The organism is Pseudomonas fuscovaginae SE-1 (assembly GCF_000364705.1).
Classification (GTDB): Bacteria; Pseudomonadota; Gammaproteobacteria; order Pseudomonadales; family Pseudomonadaceae; genus Aquipseudomonas; species Aquipseudomonas fuscovaginae_A.
This window is the reverse complement of record NZ_AQOH01000037.1, coordinates 25,268-37,006: the sequence shown is the minus strand read 5'-3', so window position 1 is coordinate 37,006 and position 11,739 is coordinate 25,268. Positions and strand designations below refer to the sequence as shown.

At 63.6% G+C, this 11,739-nt stretch carries 8 protein-coding genes; 3 read left to right on the top strand and 5 right to left on the bottom strand.

Features of this window, described 5'->3' with window-relative positions:
- Positions 1 to 355: 355 nt before the first annotated feature.
- Positions 356 to 2,236, top strand: a complete 1,881-nt coding sequence (locus K675_RS0104830; protein ID WP_017902379.1) for a methyl-accepting chemotaxis protein — start codon at positions 356 to 358, stop codon at positions 2,234 to 2,236.
- Between the two features lie 93 nt (positions 2,237 to 2,329).
- Here the strand turns inward: K675_RS0104830 and K675_RS0104825 are convergent, their stop codons facing one another.
- The 5 genes from K675_RS0104825 to K675_RS0104805 all read right to left on the bottom strand — a co-directional run bounded on the left by K675_RS0104825 (position 2,330) and on the right by K675_RS0104805 (position 9,340).
- Positions 2,330 to 2,797 carry an SRPBCC family protein gene (locus tag K675_RS0104825; protein WP_017902378.1) on the bottom strand — a complete coding sequence of 156 codons (468 nt, stop codon included), beginning with the start codon at positions 2,795 to 2,797 and terminating at the stop codon, positions 2,330 to 2,332.
- Positions 2,798 to 2,823: 26 nt separating this feature from the next.
- The gene (locus K675_RS0104820; protein ID WP_017902377.1) at positions 2,824 to 6,243 is read right to left on the bottom strand and encodes an amino acid adenylation domain-containing protein; all 3,420 of its coding nucleotides are present in this window, start codon (positions 6,241 to 6,243) and stop codon (positions 2,824 to 2,826) included.
- Positions 6,240 to 7,187, bottom strand: a complete 948-nt coding sequence (locus tag K675_RS0104815; RefSeq protein ID WP_017902376.1) for a diiron oxygenase — start codon at positions 7,185 to 7,187, stop codon at positions 6,240 to 6,242. Before K675_RS0104815 ends, K675_RS0104820 begins: the two co-directional genes overlap by 4 nt.
- Positions 7,184 to 7,960, bottom strand: a complete 777-nt coding sequence (locus tag K675_RS0104810; protein ID WP_017902375.1) for a DUF3050 domain-containing protein — start codon at positions 7,958 to 7,960, stop codon at positions 7,184 to 7,186. Before K675_RS0104810 ends, K675_RS0104815 begins: the two co-directional genes overlap by 4 nt.
- Positions 7,961 to 8,656: 696 nt before the next feature.
- Positions 8,657 to 9,340 (bottom strand): GntR family transcriptional regulator, encoded by a 684-nt coding sequence (locus K675_RS0104805; RefSeq protein ID WP_026144935.1) that lies wholly within the window; start codon positions 9,338 to 9,340, stop codon positions 8,657 to 8,659.
- A 444-nt stretch (positions 9,341 to 9,784) separates the two neighbouring features.
- On the opposite strand from K675_RS0104805, the gene K675_RS0104800 reads away from it, so the two are divergent.
- Entirely contained in the window at positions 9,785 to 10,672 is an 888-nt protein-coding gene (locus K675_RS0104800) for a TauD/TfdA dioxygenase family protein (RefSeq protein WP_420066323.1), read from the top strand.
- Between the two features lie 26 nt (positions 10,673 to 10,698).
- Complete coding sequence (locus tag K675_RS0104795) at positions 10,699 to 11,736, top strand: ABC transporter substrate-binding protein (protein ID WP_017902372.1); 1,038 nt, start codon at positions 10,699 to 10,701, stop codon at positions 11,734 to 11,736.
- The last annotated feature ends 3 nt before the right edge of the window (positions 11,737 to 11,739 follow it).

The window sequence follows — 11,739 nt, the reverse complement described above, 5'->3', positions numbered from 1 at the left end:
TAGTGTGGGGTTTCCCCATGTGAGAGTAGGTCATCGTCAAGATTCAATTGCGAAACCCCCATCTGCGAAAGCAGGTGGGGGTTTTGTCTTTTCCGGCTACTCTCTCTGGAGAGCGTCCGTCCGCCCCGGGTTTTTCCATGACCAGGGAGCACGAATCAGCACGGGGTTTCGACCCTCTCGTCGGCGAACCGCGGCATTTGCGATAAGGCCATTAAGTTTTCTGCCGATGGTGCCGACAAGAGGAAGAGCCGTGCGTGCACCAAAGTGGAGCGCCCATGGACGGTCATCCGCGCTGCTGAAAAGACTGTCGCATCGTGTACGCACCCCCAATCTTCGGCATGAGAAGTTCCGTGAAATGAATCTTAAATTCAGCCATAAAATCCTGCTGGCCGCTTCCGGTGTCGTGGTTCTGGCGTTTGCGCTGTTCACCCTCTACAACGATTACCTGCAACGCAGCACCATCCGGCAAAACCTCGAGTCATCGGTCGAGCAAGCGGGCGACCTGACTGCGAGCAGTGTGCAGAACTGGCTGAGCGGACGGATCCTGGTGCTGGAAAACCTCGCACAGAACATCGCACACCAGGGCAGCAAGGCCGATTACCCAGGTCTGGTGGACCAGCCGGCCTTTACCTCGAACTTCCAGTTCACCTATGTCGGTCAGACCGACGGCACCTTCACCCAGCGTCCCGACGCGAAGATGCCGGATGGCTACGATCCGCGCCAGCGCCCCTGGTACAAGGCCGCCGTGGCGGCTGACAAGGTCATGTTGACTCCGCCCTATATGGCTTCGGTCGGCGGCCTGGTGGTGACCATCGCCATGCCGGTGAAAGCCAACGGGCAACTGCTGGGAGTGGTCGGCGGCGACCTGAGCCTGGAAACCCTGGTCAAGATCATCAACTCGGTGGACTTCGGCGGGATCGGCCAGGCCTTTCTGGTCAGTGGGGACGGTCAGGTGATCGTCAGCCCCGACAAGGACCAGGTGATGAAGAACCTCAAGGACATCTACCCGGGTTCGGCCCCGCGTATCGCCAAGGGTATCCAGGAGGTCACTCTGAACGGCCAGGAACGCATCCTGTCGTTCACCCCGGTGGTGGGCCTGCCTTCTGCTGACTGGTATATCGGCCTTTCCATCGAAAAGGCCAAGGCCTATGCGCCACTGAGCAAGTTCCGCACCTCGGCGCTGGTGGCGATGTTCATCGCAGTGGCGGCCATCGCGGTATTGCTGACCCTGCTGATCCAGGTGCTGATGCGTCCGCTGACCACCATGGGTCGCGCCATGCAGGATATCGCCCAGGGCGAGGGCGACCTGACCCGTCGCCTGCACATCGTGCACAAGGACGAGTTCGGCGAACTGGCCGGCTCCTTCAACCAGTTCGTCGAACGGATCCATGCCTCGATCGCCGAAGTGTCCTCGGCCACGCGCCAGGTGCACGATCTGTCCCAACGGGTGATGAACTCTTCGAATGCCTCGATCATCGGTTCCGATGAACAAAGCGCGCGGACCAACAGTGTCGCGGCCGCGATCAACCAGCTGGGTGCGGCCACGCAGGAGATCGCCCGCAATGCCGCCGATGCCTCGCAGCAGGCCAGCGGTGCCAGCGAGCAGGCCGAGGATGGTCGCCAGGTGGTGGAGCGCACCATCCAGTCGATGAGCGAACTGTCGCAGAAGATCAGCCTGTCCTGCACCCAGATCGAGACCCTGAACGCCAGCACCGACAACATCGGTCACATTCTCGACGTGATCAAGGGCATTTCCCAGCAGACCAACCTGCTCGCCCTCAACGCCGCCATCGAGGCGGCCCGTGCAGGTGAGGCCGGTCGTGGTTTTGCCGTGGTGGCCGACGAGGTGCGCAACCTGGCGCACCGTACCCAGGAATCGGCGGAGGAGATCCACAAGATGATCACCTCGTTGCAGGTCGGCTCCCGCGAGGCGGTGACGACCATGAATGCCAGCCAGGCCTCCAGTGAGGAGAGCGTCGAAGTCGCCAACCAGGCTGGTGCGCGGCTGGTCAGCGTGACCCAGCGGATCGGTGAGATCGATGGCATGAACCAGTCGGTGGCGGCTGCGACCGAAGAGCAGACGGCTGTGGTGGAGGCGCTCAACCTCGACATCACCCAGATCAACCTGCTCAACCAGCAAGGCGTGGCCAACCTCAACGAGACGCTGAAGGATTGCGATGCGCTGGCACAGCAGGCGGGCCGTCTGAAGCAGTTGGTGGACAGCTTCAAGATCTGATTCCAGCCGACAGCCCGCTCCTGCGAAGCGCCAGGGGCGGTGCTTGCAAAAAGCTGTTCGCGGGCTTGCCCGCGAACAGAAACACCACCGCCCTCAGCTCAACAACGCCCGCACATTCCCCATCGCCTCATCGGCGAACTCCTGGATGAAACGCCGAAACGCTGGCATCTCCGGTGCGCTGGCCGCCGCCGGTTCGGCAATGATCGTCCAGGTCGCCCGGCAGCGATTCCGGGCCAGTGCCTCGACGCTCATCATCGCCCACAACTGACCGACGCCCAGCGTGTTGTAGAGCGTGGTCCAGGTCATGTGCATCGCCTGTTCGTCGCGGCTGTTGAGCTGTTCGACCACCACATGGCCGTCCTTGAACGATTTCTTGCGCAGTGCGCCCACGCCCTCGCCGATCATTTCGATATGCGAAAGCGCCGTGACGAACACGGCGAAGCCGGAAAAGTCGCCGACCATGGCCCAGGCGCGGGTGGCGTCCGTGGGGATCTCGACCGCCGACGTCACGGCCTCGCCTCGAGGATTGCGGATCAGGGTGTCGGGTTGCAAGCCATGCATGATGTGCTCCAGGTGGTTGGGGTGAGTCAGATGAATCGGATCTGCCTGAGGTAGGCGCAGCCCTTGCGCAGCAGTGCCGCACTCTTGGCCGGATAGGTCGTGCCCATGCGCCGCACGCCGGCCTCGGCCTGGCTGTGCTCGATCGCCGAGATGTCGCCGATGTCCTCTTCGAAACCGTTGAGGTAGAAACCCAGCACCTCGAACAGCGCGTTGTCGCGGTCGACCCGCTGCAGTTGCCGCTGCCATTCGGCGACGCTGACCAGCCGGAACGCGTGCCCGGCCTCGCGGAACGCCGCGACGTAGTCACTCCAGCTCAGCGGTTGCGGGTTGTGCAGGTTGAAGACCCCGGCGCTGTCCGGCAGGCGCCGGCTGTGCATGGCGATGAAGCGGGCGAGGAAGTCCACCGGCATCAGGTCGAAGTTGAGCGACAGGGCCGGCACCTGGCCCAGTTGCAGCGAACCCTTGAGCATCAGCAGCAGACGGTTGCGGTGGGGCTGGCAGACGCCGTTGCGACTGTTGAAGGCGATGTTGCCGGGACGGAAGAGATTGACCCACGCCCCTTGCTCGCGAGCCCGTTGGGCAATCCGTTCGCCGACCCACTTGGACAGGTTATAGCCATTGCGGATATAGATCGGTGGCGTCTCGCTCGGCGGTTGTTCAAGCACCCGGCCCTGCTCGCTGACCCGGCTGCAGGCGGACAGGCTGGAAATGAAGTTGAAGATCTTCTTGCTGCGCCCTTCGCACAGGCGCAGGCACTCGAACAGCGGAGCGACGTTGTCGGGAGCCAGCGCCTCGTAGTCGAGCACGTGATTGACGTGGGCGGCGTTGTGGATCACTACCCCGAACTCGCGATCGATCCGTTCGTACACCTTCTCGGTCAGCCCCAGGCGTGGCTGGCGGATATCCGCGGGATAGACCCGCACACGCTCCATGTCCAGATGCTCCAGGCGGTTGTCGCGCAGGGCCCGGGCAAATCGCGCCGCCGCCGTCTCGCTGGCACTGTCGCGGACCAGGCAGGCGATCTCGCTGACACCCGTGGCCAGCAGAGCCTCGACGAGATGCACGCCGACGAAGCTGTTGGCACCGGTCAGCAGCACCTTGCCGCGGTCACCGGCACGCTGCGCCGGCAACGCCCGCCAGTCCAGCTCGCGTTCGGCATCGAACCGTATCTGCGCGCTCAATACTCCGCCGGTCGAGTCGCCCCTGGCCAATACCGCCAGCCGGCCCAGGGTCGGCTCCTCGATGAAGCGGTTGATGGAGATACCGTGTCCGTAGCGGGCACGAATCCCCAGCAGCATCTTCGACAGCAGGATCGAATGCCCGCCCAGGTTGAAGAAGCTTTCGTCGGTGGCGATACCCTCGGCCGGCAATGCCAGCAACTCGGCCCAAAGCTCCCGCAACCAGGCCTCGTCGGCATTGGCCGGCTGCCGCAGGCCTGGATTGCCACCCAGCCGGATCGGCAGGTTCAGCAGCGCCCGGCGGTCGACCTTGCCGTTGGCGGTCGTGGGCAGCGTGGTCAGCTCGACGTAGGCGGTGGGGTGCATGTAGTCCGGCAGGCAACGTTCAACGTACTGCCGCAGGGCTTCGCGATGGCTGTCGGCGCCGGTCGGCTGGGCCAGGTAGGCGAGGATCTGCCGACGGCTGTCGATGACCACGGCCACCTGGCGGTACCAGCGGCTGTCGCGCAGGCAGTGCTCGATTTCCTCCGGCTCGACCCGAAAGCCGCGGATCTTCACCTGCTGGTCCCGACGTCCGCAGAACTCGATCCCCTCGGCGGTCCACTTGGCCAGGTCGCCGGTACGATACGCCCGGAGTGCCGGGCCGTCACCGGTGCGCAGCTCGATGAAGCGCTCGGCGCCGGGTTGCGCAGCGTGCAGGTAGCCCAGGCTGACACCCGGCCCGACGATATGCAGCTCACCGACCACCTGCTCGACTACCGGCTGGCCGTCTTCATCGAGAATGAACACCTGGCTGTTGGCGATCGGCCGGCCAAGGCTGCAATTGCCGGTATCGGTTTGCAACTGCCGCGCGGTGATCAGCACTGTTGCCTCGGTCGGGCCGTAGAGGTTATGGAAATTCGTCTGCCGCGCGAGGCGTTCGATGACCCAGGGTTCGCAGACATCGCCGCCGGTCAGCAGGTGTTCCAGCCCCAGCGGTGGCTCCAGCGGCAGGATGCCGAGCAGCATCGGTGGCAGGAAGGCATGGCTGATCCGTTGTTCGCGGATCAGTCGGGCGAGTTGCGCGGGGTCGCGCCTCTGCTCTTCGCTGGCCACCACCAGCTCGGCGCCCTGGAGCAGGCTGGGGAAGATATCGATCAGTGACGCATCGAAGCTTGGGGTCGAGAACTGCAGCACCCGATGCCGGGCGTTCAGCCCCACGTAATCGGCATACCAGGCGCAGAAGTGGGCGAGGTTGGCCTGGCTGAGCAGGATGCCCTTGGGCTGACCGGTGGTGCCCGAGGTGTAGAGCACCAGGCACGGCATTTCCTCGCTCAGGGGGCGGCGTACCAGGGGCGCAACCGGTGAGCTGTCGTCGCTGCGCACGGTGGTGACATCCAGCGAGGGCATGCGCCCAGCCAGAGGATGCCGACCATCATGCAGCAGCAGGGCGGCTCCGGCATCCTCCAATATGAACTGCTGGCGCTGCGGTGGATGATTCGGCTCCAGCGGCAGGTAGACCGCGCCACAACCGAGGATGGCCAGCAGGCTGGCATAGAACGCCGGGGTCTTCCCCAGGCACAGGCCGATCACTGCGGGCTCCCCACGGTTGTCCAGTCCGGCAAGGATGGCCAGCAGGCGCTGCTGGATCGCCAGGCCGTGGGCATGCAACTGGCGATAGCGGGTCTCCACGCCGGCCACGCTCAGGGCCGGGCGCTCGGCGAAACGGTACAGGCTGTCTTCAATGCGCTGGATCACCGGCACGGCTGCCAGGGCCAGCAGGTCGGGTCGGGACGTGTGGTTGAAGCGGTGTTCGAAGGCCAGCGATTCCAGGGCCGACAGCGGGTACTCGACGCCACCGGGCGGCGAGATGAGGGAGGGGATTTCAAGGAAGTGGTCACGGTCACGGGAGAAACGGCTGACCAGCAGCGCCCCCAGCTCGACCAGGTCGCGACTCGCCGCCAGCCGCAGGCGCTGGCCATTGCCGCAGCCGTTCTGGGCCACGGGCTGGCGCAGGATCAGCCGCCCGTCCTGCCGGCAGCACAGCGCCAGCGCCGGCAGCATGCTGGCCGCTGCCGCACCGTACTCCAGGCGCAAGCCAAGCCGTGGCGCGTTGTCGTTCACCATGGGCAGCGGCCGGCTGCCATCCTCGATCATCAGGTCGGTCGCTCCGGGCAAGCTGGCGTCACCGCTCTGCTGCCGAACCCGGTGACCATGCTGTTCCAGCTCCCGCCCGAGCTCGTTCAGCACCCGGCTGCGCCCGACCAGGAGGATGTCGAGGCGTCTCATGACGTCCTCCCGGGCTGGAGCAGATAGTCGCCGAGTGCCTCTTGCACGCAGGGCGAATCCAGCAGCGAGCTGTTGCGCAGGAAGCGCACGATATTGATCACCAGCGGGTGATGGCGATTGAGCGGGTAGGCCAGGCTGGCAGCCTCGCTCCTGAGGGACTGGCGAATCGGCTCGCTGACCGGCAGGTGTTCGATGAGGTTGAAGTCGAAGGCCTTCTGGATGCCGTTGCTCAGGTAATGGACGATGAACACCGGCAGGATTTCGGCGAGCGCTTCCCGGTCGGCCTCGCTTGCGCCCTGCCAGTAGAGTCGCACCAGGCGGGCCCAGAAGCCGGCATGGCGGCCTTCGTCGAGCAGGTGGTCGGCCATCAGCCCCTTGACCGAGGTCTTGACCGTCGCATCCTGGGCGAAGGCGGCGACATCGGTGGTCACGGTGTTTTCCGCCATCGCCACGCAGAGCAGTTCGACGGCGCCCTGCAGGTGTTCCGGCGCCATGCCCAGGGCTGCCGGTATCGCGCGGCTCAACTCGATCTCGCCGGGCATGGCCAGCGGCTGGATGCCGGTCAGGGCGATGGTCTGCTGCATGAAGTCCATTGCCACCAGGGCGTGGTAGTCCTCATCCACCACCACGGTCATCGCGGCATAGCGGCAGGCCAGAGGGAAGCGGATCGGAAAGCGATCCTTGGCGATGCGGCGGGCGGTGCGGTCGACGATCTCGGTCTCGAAGATCACCACGTCGTTGATGAACTTATAGAGGCTCTGGGTCAGCACGAAGTCGCGCTGTTCAGGGCAGTGGGCGAGCAGGGTGCCGCTGTTGGCCAGGGGTTGGCGACTGAGCGGGTAGATCAGCCGGTCATCGTCTTCCAGCAGGCGCCGCGGACGGGTACGGATGCTGGCGCGGTTTTCCCAGGCCTCGGCGAAGGCGCGGTGGTCGGCGGCGTTCATGAGGCGGCCCCGATGGGCTCGGCCCGCAGTTTCAGGAGCACGTCGTCCCACAGCCGGCGTCGACTCGCCAGTGCGAGCAACGCCGCCTCGTCCGCCTCGTGCCGACGCTGCGGGTCTGCGCCGATCAGCCGCTGCAGCAGTTGCGCGGCGGCGGGGCCATGGTCGGTGGCATCCACCTCGATATGCCGTTGCAGGTAGTAGTGCAGGGTCGGCGCCTGGGCCGGATCGATGCGCCAGCGTTCGAGCAGGCGTCGGAACATCCCGGGCACCAGGTTTTCCCGCCCGTGCAGAAAGACCGCGGCGACGCAATGCGGCGTGCCCTGCAAGGCGACGTCCAGGGTTCGGCGGACAAAGCGGCTCGCGCCTGGATCGACATCGGCGCGCTGCAGGGCGATGTCGACAGGCACGCCTTCACGCAGCAGGTGGATGAAGTCATCGATGGCCTGGGTGTTGGCGCCGATTTCCACCATGGCTTGCCGGTACAGCTCGAAATGGCTGCAGTGGCCTGTGTCATGGTGCGCGTCCGATTCCTCGCCGAGCACGATCTCGTTGATCGCCCTGGCCGCCGCGGCGTCCTCGGGAGGTAGCCAGGGCAACCGCAGGCAGGTCAGTTCCCGTTGCAGGCGTTTGGTCAACGACATGAAGTCCCACACCGCGAAGACATGGATTTCCATGAAGCGCTGGAGCCGTTCCAGTGAATCGACTTCGCTGAAAACAGTGTGCTCAAGTAGTTGTGCCTTTTCATGTTCGAGGCGTTTTTCATAAATATTCATTGGCCACCTTTGTGTTTGTAAAGTTGGATGGCGATAAACTGCCGATTCAATGCATTAATGCCGTGTGGATGAATCCACAGGCGAACGAGGGCCTCGATCGGTAGTTGAAAACCGAGAGGCCCGAAGCAACGGCATGGATGACCGGTCCCTGTTCTATGAGCCCTGGCGCTGCAGTGACAGGGCCGGTACATGTTTCCGGTTTTTTAAAGCTAGTACACAAGACAAGTTTCGATCAAGTTGTTTTTAAGTTTGTTGAAGTTCCAGTTTTTATAAGGGATGAGCGATGCTTGTAAAACAATTAAAAATTGTTTTATTGGCGTAAGAGTACCTCTCCCACCCAATGATGGGCAGAATGAAAACAATGAGTGAATGCCTCACTCAGGCCTCTCTTCAAACAGTTGGGCAATGGTTGGGTCGGCGGGGCCTGGACACGCTTGCTCCGTGCCTTGCGGCCTGTGGCAAAGCTCCTTCTGGTGAGTCTCCTATCCGGGTATCGCGTAGCGGGTTCGTAACGCGTCGACTGGCAAGGGTGTGCCCAAATACGCGGCTCGGCTATCGCCTGAGGCGGCGCGGCGTGTCCGACGCCTCGACCTGGCCTGGTCATCCCCCCGTCAGCCAGGGGGGCATGGGGCAGGCCCCGGGAGAGCGTTCGGAACAATGTCGGGATCGACCGGCGTCAATGCGCCGGTGGGCGGTTCAGGACTTGCCAAGGTAGTGCTGGATGACTTCGATGCCTCGTCGCAAATGATGTTGCAAATGCGCCACGCAGGCATTGACCTGGCCGGCGCGGGCCGCCTGGAGCAACTCCCGGTGATCGTCCTGGGACAGTTTCCCCAGGCCCATGGCCGACAGGTTGAAGCGCAGGAAGCGTTCCTCCTCCACCAGGCCCTGTTCGATCAGTGCCAGCAGCTTGTGGTTGGGCGCCTTGCAGTAGAGGCTCATGTGAAACAGGCGATTGAGTCGTCCGACGTGGGTGTAGTCGGTCTGCGCCTCCAACTCGTCGATATAGGCGGCGCTGCGGGCCAGGTCCTCTGCGCTGAGCCGCGGCACCGACAGGCGCAGGGCTTCCGACTCCAGCAGGATGCGCAGGTCGTAGTTTTCCGTCGAGGTATCGTCGATCAGCGGCGCGACCACCGCGCCCTTGTGCTGTACGACACGCAACAGCGACTGCGCCTCGAGCTGACGCAATGCCTCGCGAACCGGCATGCGACTGACGCCGAACAGGGTGGCCAGTTCCTGTTGGCGCAACGCCATGCCACAGGGCAATCGCCCGTCGAGAATGGCGCCACGCAAGGTTTCCTCGATCACCGCCCGGGCGAGATGAGCGGGAATCGGGCTGCTGACGAGGATGCTGCCCAGAGGGTTAGGTTTTTTTGCCACGTTCAGACCACCTGCTGCTCGATGGGCAGCTCAAATCGGATTCGACGCAATGCCTGCCGCCGCCCGGACGCTTGTCAGATCGCCGCCGGGGTCCTTCCACAGCGATAATTGCAAGGTGCCATTTTCTTCCAGCAAAGCCCGCGGAACTATCAATCGTTTCCCTGATAAGTGTAGGTCTCCGTCATTTTGTAAGTACGCATTACTTTGCAATGGCGAGGAATTTTGCACATCGGCAGACGACAGGCTGGACGGGGCTGCCACCGGCCTATGCATATTCTTAAATGATATTTAAAATATCCCTATTATGACTATATTGTCATCCACCTGCGTACCCACCGACCAATCGGTGCGCCGCACGAACTGAACCAACACGGGACCACCGTGAGTTTCCGATCGAGGCGCGCTGTCGGGCGTGCTCTGCGTGGGAGTGAATACATGTCTTTGATTTCCGCGGTTTCCCCGGCGCCGGTGGCGGCGTCCCAATCCTTCGAGATCCGCCCTTTCATCGGCACAACAGGTGCCGAAATCATCGGCCTGGACCTGCGCCAGCCGATCAACGAAGCGGATTTCGCCCGCATCCACCGCGCCCACCTGGACCACCATGTGCTGGTGTTTCGCGACCAGCGCATCAGCCCCGAGCAGCAGATCGCCTTCAGTCGTCGTTTCGGCGTATTGCAGATCCATGTGCTCAAGCAGTTCTTGCTGGCTGGGCACCCGGAGATCCTGATCGTCTCCAACATCGTCGAGAATGGTCAGAACATCGGCCTGGGTGATGCCGGAAAATTCTGGCACTCGGACCTTTCCTATAAGGAGCTGCCAAGCCTCGGCTCGATGCTGCACGCACAGGAACTGCCGGCCGAAGGCGGTGACACCCTGTTCGCCGACCAGCACAAGGCCTGGGACCGCCTGCCCGAAAGGCTGCGCAAGGCGGTCGAGGGCCGTTCGGCGGCGCACTCGTATACCGCGCGCTACAGCGAAACCAAATTCGAAGGCAACTGGCGCCCGACCCTGACTCCGGAACAACTGGCCCAGGTCGCCGAGGTGGTGCATCCGATCGTCCGCACCCACCCGGAAACCGGTCGCAAGGGGTTGTTCGTCAGTGAAGGCTTTACCACGCGGATCATCGGCCTGCCGGAAGACGAAAGCCGGCAGATCCTCAGTGAGCTGTACGCCCACAGCGTGCTCCCGGACAACGTCTATCGCCATCAATGGCAGCCCCACGACCTGGTGTTCTGGGACAACCGCTCGCTGATCCACATGGCCGCCGGCTGCCCGAACCATCTGCGCCGCAAGCTCTACCGCACCACTATCCAGGGCGATGCCCCGTTCTGACCCGATCGCTTTCAAGGAGCATCCCCATGCCTGCACCCTTTGCGCTGCTGCCGAAACTCGGCCGCTTCACCACCACCCTCGGCCTGAGCCTGAGTCTGCTCGCCGGCAGCCTGCTGGCTCCGGCCACGGCCCAGGCCGAAGGCGAAATCCGCATCGCCGAACAGTTCGGCATCGTCTACCTGCTGCTCAACGTGGTTCGTGACCAGCACCTGATCGAGAAGCACGGCAAGGCCGAAGGCCTCGACATCAAGGTGGACTGGACCCAGCTGTCCGGTGGCTCGGCGATCAACGATGCGCTGCTCTCAGGTTCAGTGGACATCGCCGGGGCCGGCGTCGGCCCGCTGCTGACCATCTGGGACCGCACCTACGGCCGGCAGAACGTCAAGGCCGTGGCTTCGCTGGGCAACTTCCCCTACTACCTGGTGAGCAACAACCCCAAGGTCAAGACCATCGCCGACTTCACCGAGCAGGACCGCATCGCCCTGCCGGCGGTGGGCGTCTCGGTGCAGTCGCGTTACCTGCAATACGCTGCGGCCAAGCTGTGGGGCGACAAGGAATTCAATCGCCTGGACAAATACACCGTCGCCGTCCCGCATCCGGACGCCACCGCGGCCCTGCTGGCTGGCGGCACCGAACTGACCGGGCACTTCTCCAACCCGCCGTTCCAGGAGCAGGCGCTGGAGAGTCCCAATGTCCACGTGGTGCTCAACAGCTACGACCTGTTCGGGCCGAACTCGCCGACCGTGCTGTTCGCCACCGAAAAATTCCGCAACGACAATCCCAAGACCTACAAGGCCTTCGTCGAAGCCCTGGCCGAGGCGGCGGACTTTGCGCAGAAGGACAAGGGGGCGGCGGCGGACACCTACCTGCGCGTGACCAAGGCCAAGATCGACCGGGCGGCGCTGCTGAAGATCATCGACAACCCGCAGTTCGAGTTCACCGTGACACCCAAGAACACCTATCCGCTGGCTGAATTCCTCCATCGGGTGGGCGCCATCAAGCACAAGCCCGAGTCGTGGAAGGACTACTTCTTCCAGGACGCCAAGCCGCTGCAAGGGAGCTGATCG